The organism is Massilia sp. SYSU DXS3249 (assembly GCF_053668055.1).
Window position 1 is genome coordinate 196,631 of the sequence record NZ_JBSIPX010000007.1, and the last position, 17,140, is coordinate 213,770.

At 66.3% G+C, this 17,140-nt stretch carries 17 protein-coding genes; 8 read left to right on the forward strand and 9 right to left on the reverse strand.

Features of this window, described 5'->3' with window-relative positions; translation table 11 throughout:
• Positions 1–40 precede the first annotated feature (40 nt).
• On the reverse strand, positions 41–1,393 hold the full coding sequence (pmbA, locus tag ACWCIA_RS10985; RefSeq protein ID WP_454163203.1) for a metalloprotease PmbA: 1,353 nt from the start codon (positions 1,391–1,393) through the stop codon (positions 41–43).
• A gap of 94 nt (positions 1,394–1,487) precedes the next feature.
• Here pmbA and yjgA point away from each other — a divergent pair, with 94 nt between their 5' ends.
• The 3 genes from yjgA to ACWCIA_RS11000 are packed head-to-tail and all read left to right on the forward strand — an operon-like array spanning position 1,488 to position 3,368.
• Positions 1,488–2,084, forward strand: coding sequence for a ribosome biogenesis factor YjgA (gene yjgA, locus ACWCIA_RS10990; RefSeq protein ID WP_454163205.1), 597 nt, complete (start codon positions 1,488–1,490; stop codon positions 2,082–2,084).
• On the forward strand, positions 2,065–2,703 hold the full coding sequence (mog, locus tag ACWCIA_RS10995) for a molybdopterin adenylyltransferase (protein ID WP_454163207.1): 639 nt from the start codon (positions 2,065–2,067) through the stop codon (positions 2,701–2,703). The genes yjgA and mog overlap by 20 nt, the downstream gene beginning before the upstream one ends.
• The gene (locus ACWCIA_RS11000) at positions 2,700–3,368 is read left to right on the forward strand and encodes an alpha/beta hydrolase (RefSeq protein ID WP_454163208.1); all 669 of its coding nucleotides are present in this window, start codon (positions 2,700–2,702) and stop codon (positions 3,366–3,368) included. The genes mog and ACWCIA_RS11000 overlap by 4 nt, the downstream gene beginning before the upstream one ends.
• Before the next feature lie 35 nt (positions 3,369–3,403).
• Here the strand turns inward: ACWCIA_RS11000 and ACWCIA_RS11005 are convergent, their stop codons facing one another.
• The 3 genes from ACWCIA_RS11005 to ACWCIA_RS11015 form a co-directional block, all read right to left on the reverse strand.
• Entirely contained in the window at positions 3,404–4,075 is a 672-nt protein-coding gene (locus ACWCIA_RS11005; protein ID WP_454163209.1) for a response regulator, read from the reverse strand.
• Entirely contained in the window at positions 4,072–5,766 is a 1,695-nt protein-coding gene (locus tag ACWCIA_RS11010) for a sensor histidine kinase (RefSeq protein ID WP_454163211.1), read from the reverse strand. The genes ACWCIA_RS11005 and ACWCIA_RS11010 overlap by 4 nt, the downstream gene beginning before the upstream one ends.
• A 108-nt stretch (positions 5,767–5,874) precedes the next feature.
• Positions 5,875–6,396 carry a hypothetical protein gene (locus ACWCIA_RS11015; protein ID WP_454163213.1) on the reverse strand — a complete coding sequence of 174 codons (522 nt, stop codon included), beginning with the start codon at positions 6,394–6,396 and terminating at the stop codon, positions 5,875–5,877.
• A 942-nt stretch (positions 6,397–7,338) separates the two neighbouring features.
• On the opposite strand from ACWCIA_RS11015, the gene ACWCIA_RS11020 reads away from it, so the two are divergent.
• Entirely contained in the window at positions 7,339–7,536 is a 198-nt protein-coding gene (locus tag ACWCIA_RS11020; RefSeq protein ID WP_056343472.1) for a hypothetical protein, read from the forward strand.
• Positions 7,537–7,593: 57 nt separating this feature from the next.
• On the opposite strand, the gene ACWCIA_RS11025 is transcribed toward ACWCIA_RS11020, so the two are convergent.
• Together ACWCIA_RS11025 and ACWCIA_RS11030 are read right to left on the reverse strand one after the other, a co-directional pair.
• The gene (locus ACWCIA_RS11025; RefSeq protein WP_454163215.1) at positions 7,594–9,099 is read right to left on the reverse strand and encodes a serine hydrolase domain-containing protein; all 1,506 of its coding nucleotides are present in this window, start codon (positions 9,097–9,099) and stop codon (positions 7,594–7,596) included.
• A gap of 133 nt (positions 9,100–9,232) precedes the next feature.
• Entirely contained in the window at positions 9,233–9,787 is a 555-nt protein-coding gene (locus ACWCIA_RS11030; RefSeq protein ID WP_454163216.1) for a carboxymuconolactone decarboxylase family protein, read from the reverse strand.
• A 133-nt stretch (positions 9,788–9,920) separates the two neighbouring features.
• Here ACWCIA_RS11030 and ACWCIA_RS11035 point away from each other — a divergent pair, with 133 nt between their 5' ends.
• Positions 9,921–11,246: an aspartate aminotransferase family protein gene (locus ACWCIA_RS11035; protein ID WP_454163218.1), complete on the forward strand. Its 1,326-nt coding sequence runs from the start codon at positions 9,921–9,923 to the stop codon at positions 11,244–11,246.
• Between the two features lie 6 nt (positions 11,247–11,252).
• Here ACWCIA_RS11035 and ACWCIA_RS11040 read toward each other — a convergent pair whose 3' ends face one another.
• From ACWCIA_RS11040 to ACWCIA_RS11050, 3 genes are all read right to left on the reverse strand, one after another.
• The gene (locus tag ACWCIA_RS11040) at positions 11,253–12,101 is read right to left on the reverse strand and encodes a fumarylacetoacetate hydrolase family protein (protein ID WP_454163220.1); all 849 of its coding nucleotides are present in this window, start codon (positions 12,099–12,101) and stop codon (positions 11,253–11,255) included.
• Positions 12,102–12,208: 107 nt separating this feature from the next.
• Positions 12,209–12,577 carry a c-type cytochrome gene (locus tag ACWCIA_RS11045; protein ID WP_454163221.1) on the reverse strand — a complete coding sequence of 123 codons (369 nt, stop codon included), beginning with the start codon at positions 12,575–12,577 and terminating at the stop codon, positions 12,209–12,211.
• On the reverse strand, positions 12,574–13,179 hold the full coding sequence (locus tag ACWCIA_RS11050; protein ID WP_454163223.1) for a c-type cytochrome: 606 nt from the start codon (positions 13,177–13,179) through the stop codon (positions 12,574–12,576). The genes ACWCIA_RS11045 and ACWCIA_RS11050 overlap by 4 nt, the downstream gene beginning before the upstream one ends.
• Before the next feature lie 91 nt (positions 13,180–13,270).
• On the opposite strand from ACWCIA_RS11050, the gene ACWCIA_RS11055 reads away from it, so the two are divergent.
• The 3 genes from ACWCIA_RS11055 to ctaD are packed head-to-tail and all read left to right on the forward strand — an operon-like array spanning position 13,271 to position 17,138.
• Positions 13,271–13,663 carry a c-type cytochrome gene (locus ACWCIA_RS11055; protein WP_454163225.1) on the forward strand — a complete coding sequence of 131 codons (393 nt, stop codon included), beginning with the start codon at positions 13,271–13,273 and terminating at the stop codon, positions 13,661–13,663.
• An 8-nt stretch (positions 13,664–13,671) separates the two neighbouring features.
• Positions 13,672–14,613 carry a cytochrome c oxidase subunit II gene (gene coxB / locus ACWCIA_RS11060; RefSeq protein ID WP_454163226.1) on the forward strand — a complete coding sequence of 314 codons (942 nt, stop codon included), beginning with the start codon at positions 13,672–13,674 and terminating at the stop codon, positions 14,611–14,613.
• The gene (gene ctaD, locus ACWCIA_RS11065; protein ID WP_454163228.1) at positions 14,610–17,138 is read left to right on the forward strand and encodes a cytochrome c oxidase subunit I; all 2,529 of its coding nucleotides are present in this window, start codon (positions 14,610–14,612) and stop codon (positions 17,136–17,138) included. Before coxB ends, ctaD begins: the two co-directional genes overlap by 4 nt.
• The last annotated feature ends 2 nt before the right edge of the window (positions 17,139–17,140 follow it).

A 17,140-nucleotide genomic window follows, 5' to 3' on the forward strand; every position in this document is an offset into this window, starting at 1 on the left:
GGCTTTCCTCTGGTTGAATCTAAATGCCTCTGGTAAGGCTTTACTCGCCTGCGATGACCATTTTCTCGATCAGGATCGAGCCCGTCGATTTATTGCCGCGCGCCAGCACGTCGTTGCCGACGCCGACGATCTGCTGGAACATGTCGCGCATGTTGCCCGCGATCGTGATTTCCTCGACCGGATACTGGATGACGCCGTTCTCGACCCAGTAGCCCGAAGCGCCGCGCGAATAATCGCCGGTAACGTAGTTCACGCCCTGCCCCATCAGCTCGGTGACGAGCAGGCCGGTGCCCATCTTGCGCAGCATGCCTTCGAAGGTGTCGGCCAGCTTCGTTTCGTCCGAGGTGATCGACAGGTTGTGCGAGCCGCCGGCGTTGCCGGTGGTCTTCATGCCCAGCTTGCGCGCCGAATACGAAGACAGGAAGTAACCCTGCAGCACGCCGCTGTCGACGACCTTGCGCCGCACCGTGCGCACGCCTTCTTCGTCGAAGGGAGACGAGCCGACTTCGCCGATCACATGCGGGTCTTCGAGGATCTGGATGTGGCTCGGGAAGATGGATTTACCGAGCGAATCGAGCAGAAAACTCGACTTGCGGTACAGCGAGCCGCCCGACACGGCCTGCACAAAGGCGCCGATCAGGCCGGCGGCCAGCGGGGCCTCGAACAGCACCGGGCAGGTGCGGGTATTGAGTTTGCGCGCGTTCAGGCGCGCCAGCGCGCGCTCGGCGGCGTAGCGGCCGACCGCCTCCGGCTTGGCCAGCTTTTTCGGATCGCGCGCCGACGTGTACCAGTCGTCGCGCTGCATTTTATTGCCCTTGCCCGCGATCGGCGCCACCGACATCGTGTGGCGCGAGAACGGGTAGCCGCCGATGAAGCCGCGCGTGTTGGCGGCCACGAAATGCGACTGCTGCACGTAGACGCTCGCGCCTTCGCTGTTGGTGACGCGGCGGTCGACTTCGAAGGCCGCGTTCTCGCAGCGCTGGGCCAGCTCGACCGCTTCTTCCGTGCTGATCTGCCACGGGTAGCACAGGCGCAGGTCGCGCGGGTTCATCTCCAGCATGTCGGCGTCGGGCAGGCCGGCGGCATCGTCTTCGGCCGTGAAGCGGGCGATGTTCCAGGCCGCTTCGACGGTGGCGCGCAGCGAGGCTTCCGAGAAATCGGAGGTGCTGGCGTTGCCGCGGCGCTGGCCGGCGTACACGGTGACGCCGATGCCCTTGTCCTTGTTTTGCTCGATCGTCTCGATCTTGCCACGACGCACAGACACCGACAGCCCGCTACCCTCGCTGATCTCCACCGACGCGTCGCTGGCGCCCTGTTCGCGGGCGAACGCGAGCACGTTCTGCGCCAGTTCCCGCAACTGGTCCTGGGTATGGGTAAAAACGGTGTCGTTCATGTGTGTTTTTCGTAGCGAGCCCTAAAACAGTTATCATAGCAGCCGTTTACTGTTTTTACTGATCGGCTCAGCGCCAATCGGATCACCCAATACCATGCCTAATCCAAACCGCGGCTCCGTGGGCTTCCAGTCCAACGAGTTCGAGCAAGAATACGAACGCCCATCGAAGTCCGAGCTCAAGCGCCAGATGGACGAGTTGCAAAAGCTCGGAGCGCAACTCGTTGCCGAGCCGCGCGACCGCGTCAAGCGCGTGCCGATGCCGGAGGACGTGAAGGAAGCCATCCTCATGTGCCAGACCATCACCAACCACGAAGGCCGGCGCCGCCAGCTGCAGTTCGTGGGCAAGAAGATGCGCACCCTGACCGAAGAGGAAGTGGCCGTCATCCAGCGCACCATCGACAGCTGGAAAGGCGCCTCGAAGGCCGAGACGGCCGCCCTGCACGCGCTCGAGCGCCGCCGCGAAAAGCTGCTCACGGACGACAAGGCCCTCACCGTGCTGCTGGAAGAGCATCCGGAACTCGACGTGCAGCACCTGCGCACCCTGATCCGCAATGCGCGCAAGGAGCAGGCGGAGAACAAGCCGCCCAAGGCCTACCGCGAACTGTTCCAGATCCTGAAGGACCTGAGCAAGAAGGCGAAGCCGGCCGCTGGCGAAGACGAGCAGGAAGACGATGAGTCCGCAGACGAGTAAAGAGACGATGCTCGTCATCGGCCTGGTCTCGGTCTCCGACCGCGCCAGCGGCGGCGTCTATGAAGACAAGGGCATCCCGGCGCTGCAGGACTGGCTGGCCTCGGCCATCACCACGCCCTACCGCATCGAGCCGCGCCTGATCCCCGACGAGCGCGTGCAGATCGAGCAGACGCTGGTCGACCTGGTCGACCATGTGGGCTGCCACCTGGTGCTGACCACCGGCGGCACCGGCCCTGCGCGGCGCGACGTCACGCCCGAGGCGACGCTGGCCATCGGCACCAAGGAGATGCCGGGCTTCGGCGAGCAGATGCGCCAGATCAGCCTGCGCTTCGTGCCGACCGCCATCCTGTCGCGCCAGGTCGCCGTGATCCGCGAAACCGACACCCACGCGGCGCTGGTCATGAATCTGCCGGGCCAGCCGAAGGCGATCAAGGAAACGCTGGAAGGCCTGAAGGATGCGGACGGCAAGGTGGTGGCGGGCGGTATTTTCGCCGCCGTCCCCTACTGCATCGACCTGATCGGCGGCCCCTACATGGAAACCAATCCGGCCGTGACGACCGCCTGGCGCCCAAAGACGGCCCAGCGTCCGGCCCCGCTACCAACCCAGGATAACGCATGAGCGATCTGCTGCAAAACATCGAAATCGAAACCGCGCCCAACCCGGCCGCCGCCATCATCTGGCTGCATGGCCTGGGCGCCGACGGCAATGACTTCGTGCCCCTGGTGCGCGAGCTGAACCTGCAAGGGCTGCCCGGCATCCGCTTCGTCTTCCCGCACGCGAAGACGATTCCCGTGACGATCAACGGCGGCTACATCATGCGCGCCTGGTACGACATCACCGGCGCCGAACTGACCCGCCGCGAAGACGAGACCGGCCTGCGCGACTCGCAGCGCGACGTCGAGGCCCTGATCGCGCGCGAAAAAGAGCGCGGCATCCCGGCCTCGAAGATCATCCTGGCCGGCTTCTCGCAAGGCTGCGCGATGACCCTGCAGACCGGCCTGCGCCACCCGGAAAAGCTGGCCGGCATGCTCTGCCTGTCGGGCTACCTGCCGCTCAACGAGAAGGTGGCGCACGAGCGCACCGAAGAGAGCATCGACACCCCGATCTTCATGGCCCACGGCCGCCAGGACCACGTGGTGCCCTACCTGCGCGGCGAGCAGTCGCGCGACATCCTCAAGGACCTGGGCTACTCGGTCGAATGGCACGAATATCCGATGCAGCATTCGCTGTGCTTCGAGGAAGTGCAGGATATCTCGGCCTGGCTGAGAAAAGTACTGGCCTGACCGCGTGACGGGCAATCCGGTCCCGGGCTGCCTCTTCAGGGTTTCGCGAACCCGCATTTGACGGCGTCGACATAGAGCTTGAGCCGGTTGTCGACGCCGAGCTTCTGGTAGACCGATGACAAGTGATTGCGCAGCGTGTGTTCGCTCATGAAGAGCATGCGCGCCAGCTCGCGGTTGCTGGCGCCCGAGGCTTCGACGACCTTGCCGACGACTTCTCGCTCTTTCGGCGTCAGCATGTCGTACTTCCCCTGGTCGCTGCCGGCATGGGCGCCGCGCCCCAGCTGCCGATCAAGGATCCGCCCGGTCGTGGCACGGTCGACCCATAGTTCCCCATCGCTGACGCTGCGGATTGCCCGCAACAGCAATTCTGGCGGCGCCTCCTTCATGACCAGGCCGCGCGCGCCATGCATGATGGCGTCGTCGAGGCGGCGTTGGTCGCGCACGCCGGTCAGGATCACGATCCGTGCCGGACACAGGGCAAGCAACTCCGGGACGAGCGCAGCGCCGTCGCTGTTACCCACCTGCATATCGAGCACGATCAGGTCCGGCTGCAGGCTGCGCGCGGCTGCCAGTGCTTCCTCGGCGCTGCGCGCCGTGCCCGCCACCTCCATGGCAGGGCGCTGCCCGTCGATCAGCTGGCGCAGTCCCCACAGGACGATATCGTGGTCATCGACAAGCAAAATGCGCAAGGAGGGTGGCATACTCATAGCGGAATCGTGACAGCCACTCTCGTACAGCTGGCGGCGGTGCGCACGTCGACCCCTCCGCCCAGCGCCTCAGCCCGCTTCAGGAGCGAACGCGGCGAGAACACCGGAATGGGGCAAGCGCTATCGTGCGGATTATCGATCAGGATCCGCAGCTGTTTTACCTGGCAGGACAAGGACAATGTGCAGCTTCGAGCACGCGTATGCCGGTGCACGTTGCTCAGACCCTCACGAACGATCTGCAGCACCTCGGCTGCGAGGCGGTCGCCCAGCTGCAGATCCGGTGGCAAGTCCAGCTCGACGGCTACGCCATGGAATTCTTCGAAGCGGGTAGCGACGTCGCGCAAGGTGTCTGCAAGCAGACCGGCGGACGCCGCAGTTTGGTGCCGCTCGAGGTCGCCGACGTAGCTGCGCAGGTCCTGGACGACCGACGCGCTCATCCTCAGCATCCGGTCGAGCGGTTCAGCCAGCGAATGGTTATCCGCGACCTGGGCGCGCAATGCCGCCAGACCGATGCGCAAGCCGATGTAGGGTTGGATTGCAGTGTCATGCAAGTCGGTAACGATACGGTTGCGCTCGACCGCCGCGGCGCCCGAGGCCAACTGGTCCAGGACACGGACGTGCTCGACCATGCGAAACAGCTGCTCCACGGCCTGCATGAAGAAGACAGCGTCGCTGCGGCTGAACCGCCTGTGGCGAGCCGTGAGGTAGACACGCCCCTTTTCCTTGCCCGCGTGCAGAGGCGCCGACATCCAGACACCGGCATCGAAGATTCCGGCGGCGGCGCTGCCGCCGGAATCTTCGGTCCAGACCGCTGTGGCGGGCTCCCATGCCTGTACGCAGATGGCGCCGCTCTTGCCCCACGACCGTGCGTTGGCGGTGAACACGCGATGCTCCTCGCCTGCGGGCACCAGGGCTGCCGCCAAATCGCCGGAAATGCTGTCGGGCTTTCCGGATGCGGTCGCACTGTACTCGCGCAGCATTCCGGTATCGGCCGCCTCGTCGTGGACGACGACGATACAGGCATCGGCGTGGAAGAACTGACGCAATGCCGTCATCGCCCTGATGGCGCCCTCCTCCGCCCCGAAGCGTGGATTGGACAGCGCATTGATCTCGCGCAGCAGCGCCAACCGCCGTTTGGACGCCAGTTCCGAACCGCCCCACATGGCGATCATCGAGCCCAGGCAGAGCAGGAAGAATACGCGCAGGAAGACCGTCGTGGATTCGGGGCCGCCCTCGTCCGGCGTGAGCATGGACAAAGCGGCGATATACATCGCGGCGCTGGCAAAGGTGATGGCCATGCCGGCTTTCATTCCCTGGCGGAAGGAGGTGGACAGGATGGCGAAGAAATAAAACATGAAGACGCCGCCGATCGCGGCATCGGTTACCGTGGTCAGCAGGCCGTACCAGGCCAGGTCGGCCCAGTGCACGTAGCGGTTAATGGTGGGATTGCGATGCAGGCGGGGCACGCCGAACAGCAGGACGCTGTACAACAGGTAGGCCGCGATGACCGCCCAGGTAAGCCGGTGCGAACTGACCTGTCCGGGGATGTCGATCAGGTAGGCGACGAGAACCGTACCCGCGAGCGCCAGGCGGATGGCGGCGATAACGGAAGGGCTTGCCTCAAAGCCGGCATCCCCTTCGCTTCCTTGTGAGATTGAGTTTGAGGTCATCGATTGGATGCTGATCGTCAATACGCCGTTCAGCACCCAGTCTACGCAATCTTCATAAAATTGCAATGATGATATGAATTCTTTCTAGAAATAGTTGACAGAGAACCACATAGGTTCCCTGTCGCGACATCAGAGTACCGGCGTGATCGGCAGCGGCAAGGTCATCGTGCCGTGCGTAACCATCAGGCTATCCGTGGTTGCCCCGTCCGTAACACTGGTCCATACTCCGTCATGGCCTTCATTGCCAGGGCAAGGCGTATTGACGACCGGCTTGGTCCCGACTTCCGGCAGCGGGCTCAAGAATCCTTTCAGGATGAAACCGGTCACCTGGCTCTGGGTGCGCGCATCGACGTTGATGCCGGCGCTGACCGCGTAGCGCTCGGTATGGGTCACGTTATGCGTTTTTTCCCCTTTCTTGCCTTCGGCCGTGGTCCAGGTGCAGACCGCCTCGTATTCGCTGCTCAGGTTGTATGAAAACGTCAGGCCCGAGGCTTTCGCCTGGAGCGTCGCATTATTCCAGCCGAAGGCCAGCTGGACGTCGCCCTTGCCGATGAAGCCGGTACCGGTGGCGGAATCGAAGGTCACTGCGGCGCTGGCGGCCGAGGTGATGGCGGCCAGGCCGAGGGCTGCGGCGATGTGCGAAATTTTCATGGTGTTCTCTCCCAGTTGGTTGTTGTGAAGGCGTTGCTGCGCCTATTGTTAAAGTTGCGTCACCAGCGTGGTGGCGCGAGGTCGCCGGGACGCGGGCCCGGCATGTCGCCCGGCCGTGTGCTGGCGGACATGCCAGGCGCCACGGTAGGCCGATCAGGAACGGCACCGCCGTTCCGGGACAACTGCGCTGCCCGGAATCGTTCGATGCGGGAATACATGGCAGGGTCGGGCGCGCTGCGCGCGGCAAGGCCGATAGCGGGTCCCCGGGCCGGGTGGGGGGCAGGTGCGGCAGCTTCGTCGCCGGTGCGCCGTGGGACGAGGTCCCCTGGACGTGCGCCGGGTCCGGGCCGGGCATGGGGATCGGTCGGTACCGTTGCCTGCTTTGCCTGCAGGCGCGCTGCGCGGAATGCCGCGATCCGTGCCTGCATCGCCTTGTGCGGATCGTCCGCGCCAACCGTCGGGTTGGGGGCGGGCGGTGCGGTGTCATGCAAGGGCCATACATTCCCGAAGCCGCCTGCCACCCGGCCAGCCGGCGCAATCGATGCGGAAGCCGCCACAGCCTGTACGGGGTGTGGTGCGCTGCTCTCCAATGACGCCGGCGCTTTGCGCGCTCCAGCCGCAAGAACACACAGCAGCACAATACCGCCCAGAACGCCGCCAGGACGGCTGCCGATACGCAGGCCCATCTTCCTCCCCCAATGTCCAGTTAATGACTGTCAGAGCAAGTCTAGACGTGGCAAGCTGAACAGACCATGGGACCGACCGGCTGATTTATGCGGTACAAATGTACTGGTGGCGCGAAGACTCCCGCGCTTGTACGCTGTCCTGTGGCGCTAGCGTCATGGGCCGGGGCCGGGTGAAGCGCCGCAGGGCCGTGCTGTAGAATGCAGCGAGACTTGTTCGCGTCAATTGTTGACGAATGCAGTACTGAAGGAGACGGCCATGGCCAAGAAAGAAGAACTCGACGAAGAAACGATGGCATTGATTAACTGGTGCATCGAAGTCGAAAAACACCTGGTGGCCGGCGGCGCCACCCAGAAAGAGGCGCAGGACCACATCGAGGAGCAGGTCGAGTGGTTCACCGATTTGTTCTACGACGGCCTGACGCCGGAAGAGGCGGCGAAGGAAGCGCTGGCCTGAGCGGGTGCTGCAAGGGGGCGCCCGGCGCCTTCCTCCCGTCGGGCAGATGCCTGAAGCTTATGGCTTCGCCGGCGTGATCTCGATCTCCTGCACCCTGGGCTCGTGTTCAGGCGTGAGCGTGAATTTGACGTCCACGGCGCCGCGCTCGCCGATCAGCGCGAAGCTGCCGCGCAGCTGGTTTTCGGCCTTGACCGGGCCGACCGCCGTAATCTTCCCGATCGGTTCCAGCTTTTCCCGCACGTGCACGATCCAGTCTGCGCGCGAGCGGTCAAGGAAGAGGTTGTCCGCCGCGATCGTGTTCCCGAGGGACGCGTCCCAGGACTGCACCAGTTGCGCCACCTGCGCATGGCGCGTCGCCAGGATGGGCGATACGGCAACCGGGCGGCCGAGATCGGCACGCTCGACCAGCATGGCCAGCGCCTTGCCCGTGCGTCCGTAGACCGGCCCATAACGCAGGTTGGTGAAGGCAAAGACGCCCACCCCATGGCCCGGCGCGAAATAGTATTGGCTGCCGAAGCCGGGCAGCCCGCCCCCGTGGCCGGCTATCAGCACATCGCGGCTGTCGCGCAATCCGGCCATGCCATAGCTGTAGTAGCCCACCCGCGGATTCGGCGTTTTACCGTCGGTCATGGTTGCCTTGGCGGCCAGGCCTTCCAGCACCTGTGGCAGGTGCATCTCGCGTACCGAAGCACGGCGCAGCGGTCCGCGCTCCGGATCGTTACGGGCCGGCCAGGCGTCCAGGTGGAAGGCGACGTAGCGCGCAAAGTCATCCGCGGTCGTGATCAGCCCGCCCATCGCGGCGCCGTCGCCATCGGGCAGGATCGGTTCCGCCTCCCAGTGGTCGCGGTCCCAGCGGTAGCCCAGCGCGAGCTTTCCCTTCTCGGCCTGCGTGTATTCCCAGCGCGTGTTGTGCATGCCCAGCGGACGCAGGATCTCGCGCGTGACGTAATCCTGGAAGCGCATGCCCGATACCTTGCTCACGACCTTGCCCAGCAGGATGTAGCCGAGGTTGCTGTACTCGAAGGACTGGCCGGGCGCGCTGGAAAACGACAGCCCGGCGCCGATCAGCTGTTCGAGCCTGGCATTGCTGATGGCCATGTCCTCGGGCAGCCCGGTGGTCATGGTCATCAGGTGGCGTATCGTCAGCGCGGGCGAGTCGGTGGTCGGCAGCCGGACGCGGCGCAGTTCGGGCAGGACATCGGCGACCGGGTCGTCGAGGCGCAGCTTGCCGCCGTCACGCAGCTTCAGCGCCGCCATCGCCACGAAGCTCTTGGTCATCGAGGCGATACGGAATTCGGTCGAACTGGTCGGGGGGATCTTGCGCTCGACGTCGGCCAGGCCGAGCGAGCGGACATGCACCAGCTTCCCGTCCAGCACCACGCCGTACACCAGGCCCGGCAGGTGCTCCTTGCCGGCCAGTTCCGCGTACATCTTGTCGATCTCGGGAAGGAGCGCAGCCACGCGTTCGCCGCGGCCAGGGGCCGGCGCCTGCGCGTAGCTGTGCGCGACGACGGCGCCGGCAAGCGCGAAAACAAGGAAACTACGGCAAAATCGGCGGTTCATGCTGGTCTCTTCTCCGGTAAGCGCGGCGTTGGAGAAAAGATGATGCCTGATTTTCATGCCATCAAGCAAACAAAAAGAGAAAGCCCGCCTGGCGCAGCGGCCGTCGCCCTGTTCCGATCCGGCGCCTTGCCTGTCACTCCGGCAGCGGCGCCGCGCTCGACACCGGAATCTCGGTGCGCGCGGTATTCATCACCATCGCCAGGAAGGTGTAGTAGCCGTTCAGGCCCATCAGATCGACCACGCCCTGCTCGCCGAACAGCGCCAGCGCGTCGGCATAGGTGCGGTCCGAGACTTCCTTGGTCTGGTGCAGCTCGATGCAGAAATCGTGCACCACCGATTCGTCCACCAGCATGTTCTCCGGCCGCTCGCGCCGTGCGATCGCATTGATCACGCCCTGCGGTATGCCGACCTGCGCCGCGATCGGCGCATGGATCGCCCACTCGACACCCTGGTTCCACTGGCGCGCCGTAACCAGGATCGCCAGTTCCGACAGGCGCACCCCGATCGCGCTGCGGTAGCGCAGGTATTCGCCCATGCGCTGGGCATTCTCCAGCAATTCCGGGCTGCGCAGCAGGGGCACGAAGGGGCCGTAGAGCGCGCCGCGCGGACCGTTGATGACCGCCTCGGCGGCGCTGCGCTGGGCCTCGGTCATCTCGCTGGGGGGAATCGGGCGAAGGCGGTCGGTCATGTTCGGTCTCTTGGCAGTTCGCGAAAGTATCTGGCCGGAAAAATATTCGCACAGCTTCCGTCAAAGATCAAAGGAATCCGGCCTCGACCAGCTTATTGTCAACCGTCAACTTTTTTTGTTGGAGGGAAAGAGCATGAGCCACATCATCCACCGCAGCCTGCGCCAGACGCCCCCGGTGGCCAGCAGCGCCTCGGGCATCACGGTCTTCGACAGCACAGGCAAGGCCTATCTCGACGCCAGCGGCGGCGCGGCCGTGTCTTCGCTCGGGCACGGGCATCCGGACGTGATCGCGGCCATGCACCGGCAAATCGACCGCTGCGCTTACGCGCACACAGCCTTCTTCACCACCGAGGTGGCGGAAGAACTGGCCGAGCGCCTGGTCGCCCGCGCGCCGAGCGGGATCGAGGCCGTGTACCTGGTCTCGGGGGGATCGGAGGCGATGGAGACGGCCCTGAAGCTGGCGCGCCAGTATTTCGTCGAGGGCGGCGAAGCGAAGCGTTCGGTGTTCATCGCGCGCCGCCAGAGCTACCACGGCAACACGCTGGGGGCGCTGGCGGTGGGCGGCAACGAGTGGCGCCGCAAGCCCTTCGCGCCGCTGCTGATGGACGTACCGCGCGTGGCGCCCTGCTACGAATACCGCGACCGCCGCGACGGCCAGAGCCTGGACGACTACACGGCCCTGCTGCTCGACGAACTGGAGACGGCAATCATGGCGGCCGGGCCGGAGCGGGTCATCGGCTTCGTGGCCGAGCCGGTGGTGGGCGCGACCGGCGGCGCGATCCCGCCGACCCCGGGCTATTTCAAGGGCGTGCGCGAGATCTGCGACCGCCACGGCATCCTGTTCATCGCCGACGAAGTCATGTGCGGGATGGGCCGCACCGGCACCATGTTCGCCATCGAGCAGGACGGCGTGGCCCCGGACATCATCACGGTCGCCAAGGGCCTTGGCGCCGGCTACCAGCCGGTGGGCGCGGTGCTGGCCCAGGGCGCCATCGTCGAGCGCCTGCGCCACGGCAGCGGCAGCTTCCTGCATGGGCACACCTACATCGGCCACCCGGTTGCCGCCGCGGCGGCCCTCGCGGTGCAGCAGGTGATCGAGCGCGACGGCCTGCTGGAACAGGTGCAGCGGCGCGGCGCCACGCTGCGGCGCATGCTGGGCGACGTCTTCGGCAAGCACGAGCACGTGGGGGATATCCGCGGGCGCGGGCTGTTCCTGGGGATCGAACTGGTGCAGGACCGCGCGACCAGGGAACCGTTCGCTCCGAGCCGCAAGCTGCACGCGGCGATCAAGACGGAGGCGATGGCGCGCGGGCTGATGGTGTATCCGATGGGCGGGACCATCGACGGTCAGCACGGCGACCATATCCTGCTGGCGCCGCCCTTCATCGTCACCGCGCACGAGCTCTCCGAGATCGTGGCGCGGCTGGCGGAGGCGGTGGATGCGGCGATAGCGACGTAGATACCGTTATTTCGGAAACGCCACCACTTCCGCCTGCTGTTCCCCCAGGCCCGCAATCCCCAGCCGCAGCTGGTCGCCCTTCTTGAGGAAGCGCTGCGGCTTGCGCCCCATGCCGACGCCCGGCGGGGTGCCGGTGGTGATGATGTCGCCCGGCTCGAGCGTCATGAAGCGCGACACGTAGCTGACGATCTGCGCCACGGTAAAAATCATGCTCGAGGTATTCCCGGTCTGCATGCGCTTGCCGTTCAGTTCCAGGTAGAGGTCGAGGTCCTGCACGTCGTAGATGTCGTCGCGCGTGACCAGGAAGGGGCCGACCGGGCCGAAGGTGTCGCAGCCCTTGCCCTTGTCCCACTGCGAGCCCATCTCGAACTGGAAGGCACGCTCGGAGACGTCGTTCACCACGCAGTAGCCGGCCACGAATTTGAGGGCCTCTTCTTCGCTCACGTACTGGGCGCGGGTGCCGATCACGACGCCCAGCTCGACTTCCCAGTCGGTCTTCTTCGAACCCTTCGGCAGCTGGATCGGGTCGTCCGGGCCGTTCAGGGAGCTGATCGCCTTGGTGAAGAACACCGGCTCGGCAGGCACCGCGGAGCCCGTCTCGGCGGCGTGGTCGGCGTAGTTCATGCCGATGCCGATGAACTTGCCGATGCCTTTCACGGGCACGCCCAGGCGCGGATTGCCGCGCACGAGGGGCAGCGTGGCCGGGTCGACCTTGCCCAGCTTGCGCAGCGCGCGCTCGTTCAATACCGCCGCGTCGATGTCGGGAATGACGCCGGACAGGTCGCGCAGGCGCCCTTCGTCGTCGAACAGGCCCGGCTTCTCTTTACCCGGGCGGCCATAGCGTACCAATCTCATTGGATTTTTCCTGTCGTTCGTGTCGTCCGCCCGCGCCACCACGGCGCCGGACGGGCTCGCATCATATCAAGGATACTGCGCAAGGATACGGCGCGCGGATACGGACGCTATTTTTGCGAGGCCAGCAGATAGGCGCTCATGTCGAGGGCGTCGCGTTCGCTCACGCCCATCGCCGGCATGGCCGTGTGGGGGTCGATCTCCTGCGGATTGCGGATCCAGCGCACCAGGTTGGCCTGGGTATTCGGCAGGCCGCCGGCGATGAAGCGGCGCTCGGCGAGGTCGGCCAGCGTGCGCCCGACACTGGTCTCGGGCCCGCTGATGCCGGGGATGACGTGGCAGGCGCGGCAGGCATGCTGGGCCAGCGCGGCACGCCCGCGCTCGGGGTCGCCCTGCAGGGCGGCGGAGGAGCGCGGCTCCTGGCTGCACGCAGCCAGCGATGCCAGCACGCAGGCGGCGGCGATCATGTGCGCCTTCATCGCGCCACCTGTGAAGACACGGGCGCCGGCGTCCCGGGCGGCACGACGGCCGACGGATTGACCGTCACCGGGACCGGCGCCGTCGCCGCCGCGTAATCGCGCGCGGAGAGCGTCGGCAGCACCTGCATGAACGCGACCACGGCCCACATGTCGGCCTCGCTCAGGTGGAACTGCCAGGCCGGCATGCCGCTCATCTTGATGCCGTTACGCGTGATCCAGTACAACTCGCGCGGCTGCCAGCGCTTGCTGGCGTCGATCAGGGGGCCGGGCAAGGGCTGCATGCTCTGGCCGATCTTGGCCTGCGCATCGCCCGGGCCGCCGTGGCACTGGGCGCAATTGGCGGCGTACAGGACCGCGCCGCGCGCCACCTGCTGCGGCGCGCCGAGCGCAGGCACGGCGATCTCGCTGGCGTGGTTGCGTACGGAATAGTTCATCGCCTCTTCCAGGAAGGTGTATACCGGTTGCAGGTGCTGGGCGGAGGCCGAGATGTCGTACCAGCCGGCGCGCCAGACCGCCAGCCCGCCAGCAGCCGCCGCTAATCCGGCCAGGGCCAGGGTCGCGGCGGCGGTCTTCAGGATCAGGCGGGTACGGTTGGTCGGCATCGGTCGCGTTTCGCTGGGGTGCGCACTGTTGAAAAAATGATATCTTTATTCTTGTATTATATAGAGCCATTCGCCTTGGCTGATTTCAATTGTGCGCAACCATTTATTTTGCTCCGTCAGTTTCCCCAAGCTCGGCGCGCTGGCCCTGGCCGGGGCGCTGCTGGCCGGCTGCGGCGAACGCGGCGCGAAGCCGCCCGTCACCGGCGGCGACCCCGCCCAGGGCCAGCGCCTGATGGCGCAATACCAGTGCACGGCCTGCCATGCCATCCCTGAAGTGCCCGGCGCCGCCGGCAACGCGGGCCCGCCGCTCGACGGATTCGGGCAGCGCAGCTACATCGCGGGCGGCATCCCGAACCTGCCCGACACCCTGGCCCGCTGGCTCGACAATCCGCAAGCGATGAAGCCCGGCACGCCGATGCCCGACCTCGGCGTCTCGACCGACGAGGCGCGCCACATGGCGGCTTACCTGATGACCCTGAAATGAGCGCCGCAGTGAGCCCTACCCTGGGCGCCCCCCTGCAATCGGCCCTGCATCCGGCCGGCCCCGACGCCGCCATCATCGCCAACATGACCTGGGTGCTGTTCGGCGGCGCCGCACTGATCTTCGTGGCCGTGATGGCGCTGCTGGTGCTGGCGGTGCGGCGCAAGGCCGGTCCGGTCGCGCCGCGCCGCTGGATCCTCGGCGCCGGCATCGTCTTTCCCGTCGCCGTGCTCAGCGCCCTGCTGGTGTGGAGCACGCTGCGCAGCGCGGAACTGACGCCGCAGACCTCGCGCGGCGCGATGAGCATCGGCGTCACGGCGAAGATGTGGTGGTGGGAGGTGCGCTACCACGATCCTGCCAGCGGGCGCGAAGTGGCCAGCGCCAACGAGATCCGCATCCCGGTCGGCAAGCCGGTCTACATCGGCCTGACCTCGAGCGACGTGCTCCACAGCCTGTGGATACCCTCCCTGAACGGCAAGATGGATACGGTCCCGGGCCGCGTCAACGGCCTGACCCTGCAGGCCGACAAACCCGGCATCTACCGCGGCCAGTGCGCCGAATACTGCGGCGAGCAGCACGCGCGCATGGCCTTGTACGTGGTGGCCATGCCGCAGGCGGAGTTCGACCAGTGGCTGTCGAAGCAGGCGCAGCCGGCGCAGGCGCCCGACAGCGCCCTGCTCGTCCGCGGACGCGCCGCCTTCCTCGAGCAGCGCTGCCAGACCTGCCACACGATCCGCGGCGTGGCCGAAGAGTCGCGCCGCGGGCCCGACCTGACCCACGTCGGCGGCAGGACCCACATCGGCGCCGGCACGCTGCGCAACCACCGCGGCACGCTAGCCGGCTGGATCGCCGACCCGCAGGCCATCAAGCCCGGAGTCCGGATGCCGGCCGCCCACGACATCGACGGGGCGACCTTGAACGCGCTCGCCGCCTACCTCGAGCACCTGAAATGACGCATACCGCCACCGAAGCCCACCTGCCCAGGGAGCTGCCAAGCTCGCTCCCCCGTCCCGAGGGCGAATTCGAGCGCCTGAAGGAGGTCTGGCGCACCCCGACCGGCCTGCGCTTCCTCACCAGCGTGAACAACACCAGCATCGGCCTGCTCTACATCGGGACGGCGCTGCTGTTCTTCCTGCTCGCCGGTGTGCTGGGCCTGCTGATGCGCACCCAGCTCGCGGTGCCGGAAAACGACCTGCTCGGCAACGCAACCTACAACCAGGTCTTCACCATGCACGGCACGGTGATGATGTTCCTGTTCGCGATTCCGATCGTCGAGGCGCTCGCCGTCTACCTGCTGCCGAACATGCTCGGCGCGCGCGACCTGCCCTTCCCGCGCCTGTCGGCCTATGCCTACTGGGCCTATGCAATCGGCGGCCTGGCCTTCTTCTGCACCCTGTTCTTCGGCCTCGCACCCGACGGCGGCTGGTTCATGTACCCGCCGCTGACCGGCATGGCGTATTCGCCCGGCCTGAACGCGGACTTCTGGCTGCTCGGGATCGGCTTCATCGAGATCTCGGCGATCGCCGGCGCCATCGAACTGATCGTCGGCATCCTGTTCACGCGGGCGCCGGGCATGACGCTGTCCCGCATGCCGGTGTACGCATGGGCGATGCTGGTCGTCGCCGTGATGATCGTGTTCGCCTTCCCGGCCATCATCGCCGGCACCCTGCTGCTGGAGATAGAGCGCGCCTTCGACTGGCCCTTCTTCATCGCCGAGCGCGGCGGCGACCCTATCCTGTGGCAGCACCTGTTCTGGTTCTTCGGCCACCCCGAGGTCTACATCATCTTCCTGCCGGCCGCCGGCATGGTCTCGACCATGATCCCGACCATCGCCGGCACGCCGCTGGTGGGCCGGCGCGCGATCATCATGGCGCTGGTGGTGGTCTGCTTCTTCAGCTTCGGGCTGTGGGCGCACCACATGTTCACGGCCGGGCTGGGCGTGATGACGATGAGTTTCGTCTCGGCCGCCAGCATGGCGGTGGCGGTGCCGACCGCGATCCAGGTGTTCGGCTGGATCGCCACGCTCTGGAAGGGAAAAGTGTCGATGACGTCGCCGGCGCTGTTCCTGGGCGGCTTCATGTTCATCTTCGTGCTCGGCGGCCTGACCGGCGTGATGGTGGCGGTGCTGCCCTTCGACTGGCAGGCCCACGACACCTATTTCATCGTCGCCCACCTGCACTACGTCCTGGTCGGCGGGATGGTGTTCCCGGTGTTCGCCGCCCTGTACTACTGGCTGCCGCTGGTCAAGGGCCAGCGCATGTCCGAGCGGGTCGGCAAATGGGTGTTCTGGCTGATGTTCGGCGGCTTCAATGTCGCCTTCTTCCCGATGCACATCACCGGCCTGCTCGGCATGCCGCGCCGGGTCTACACCTACCAGGCCGAGATGGGCTGGGATGCGCTGAACATGGTCTCCACCACCGGCGCCTTCGTGTTCGCGGCCGGGGTGCTGCTGTTCGCGGCCGATGCGGTACGCACCCTGCGCCGTCCGGAAAAGCCGGTCGGCAACCCTTGGAATGCGTCGACGCTCGAATGGCTGCCGTCGGAGTCGTACGCCACGCGCAGCATCCCTGAAGTGCATTCCGCCGATCCGCTGTGGGACCAGCCGGGCCTGTCCGAGCAGGTCGAGGCCGGCCAGCACTACCTGCCCGGCACGGCCAGCGGCAAGCGCGAGACGATCGCCACCAGCCCGATCGCGGGCAAGCCGACCTACCTGATGATCCTGCCGGGCGACAGCTGGCTGCCCCTCGTCGCGGCGGCCGGCACCGCCGGCTTCTTCCTTCTGTTGACGGTCAAGATGATGGTCGTCGCCTGGACCTGCGGCATCATCGCCATCGTCTCGACCATCGCCTGGCTGTGGGGCTCGGACCGCGTGCCGCCGATCACTTCGGCGAAGGTATCGGACACCCTGACGCTGCCCGTCGGCGCGCGCGGCACGCGCTCGCATTCGTGGTGGGCGACCATCATCATGCTGGTGGTCGACGCCACCATCTTCGCCTCGCTTGTCTTCGCCTACGTCCACATCTCGATGCGCCTGGAGGTATGCCCGCCGCCCTCGGCCAGCCTGCCCGACCGCCTGTGGCCGATGCTGTCCGGCCTCCTGCTGGCCGCGGCATCGGGCCTGATGCTGCTGGGCGGACGCGGCATCGGCAAGCGCCGGCTGCCCTGGATGGTATTGGCCGCCACCGCCTGCACCAGCGCCGCCTTCCTGGTCGAGCTGCACGGCTATGGCCTGGCAAACCTGGAGCCGACCTCGCAGGCGTGGAGCGCGACGATTGCCGCCATCGTCGCCTACCAGGGTTTCCATGTGGTCGTGCTGGTGCTGTCCGGGGCCTACCTTGCCGCGCGCGCCTGGTCCGGGCGCCTGACGGACAGGAGCCGCGCCACCTTCGACAACACGGCCCTGATGTGGCATTACACGACGCTGCAAGGCATCATCGGTGCGCTCGCGGTGCACGTCGTCCCCCTGCTGATGGAGTGAGC

Bases quoted from the DNA above. Each gene is read 5' to 3' on its own strand.
- pmbA (WP_454163203.1), bottom strand. From the start codon at position 1,393: ATGAACGACACCGTTTTTACCCATACCCAGGACCAGTTGCGGGAACTG.
- yjgA (WP_454163205.1), top strand. From the start codon at position 1,488: ATGCCTAATCCAAACCGCGGCTCCGTGGGCTTCCAGTCCAACGAGTTC.
- mog (WP_454163207.1), top strand. From the start codon at position 2,065: ATGAGTCCGCAGACGAGTAAAGAGACGATGCTCGTCATCGGCCTGGTC.
- ACWCIA_RS11000 (WP_454163208.1), top strand. From the start codon at position 2,700: ATGAGCGATCTGCTGCAAAACATCGAAATCGAAACCGCGCCCAACCCG.
- ACWCIA_RS11005 (WP_454163209.1), bottom strand. From the start codon at position 4,075: ATGAGTATGCCACCCTCCTTGCGCATTTTGCTTGTCGATGACCACGAT.
- ACWCIA_RS11015 (WP_454163213.1), bottom strand. From the start codon at position 6,396: ATGAAAATTTCGCACATCGCCGCAGCCCTCGGCCTGGCCGCCATCACC.
- ACWCIA_RS11020 (WP_056343472.1), top strand. From the start codon at position 7,339: ATGGCCAAGAAAGAAGAACTCGACGAAGAAACGATGGCATTGATTAAC.
- ACWCIA_RS11025 (WP_454163215.1), bottom strand. From the start codon at position 9,099: ATGAACCGCCGATTTTGCCGTAGTTTCCTTGTTTTCGCGCTTGCCGGC.
- ACWCIA_RS11030 (WP_454163216.1), bottom strand. From the start codon at position 9,787: ATGACCGACCGCCTTCGCCCGATTCCCCCCAGCGAGATGACCGAGGCC.
- ACWCIA_RS11035 (WP_454163218.1), top strand. From the start codon at position 9,921: ATGAGCCACATCATCCACCGCAGCCTGCGCCAGACGCCCCCGGTGGCC.
- ACWCIA_RS11040 (WP_454163220.1), bottom strand. From the start codon at position 12,101: ATGAGATTGGTACGCTATGGCCGCCCGGGTAAAGAGAAGCCGGGCCTG.
- ACWCIA_RS11045 (WP_454163221.1), bottom strand. From the start codon at position 12,577: ATGAAGGCGCACATGATCGCCGCCGCCTGCGTGCTGGCATCGCTGGCT.
- ACWCIA_RS11050 (WP_454163223.1), bottom strand. From the start codon at position 13,179: ATGCCGACCAACCGTACCCGCCTGATCCTGAAGACCGCCGCCGCGACC.
- ctaD (WP_454163228.1), top strand. From the start codon at position 14,610: ATGACGCATACCGCCACCGAAGCCCACCTGCCCAGGGAGCTGCCAAGC.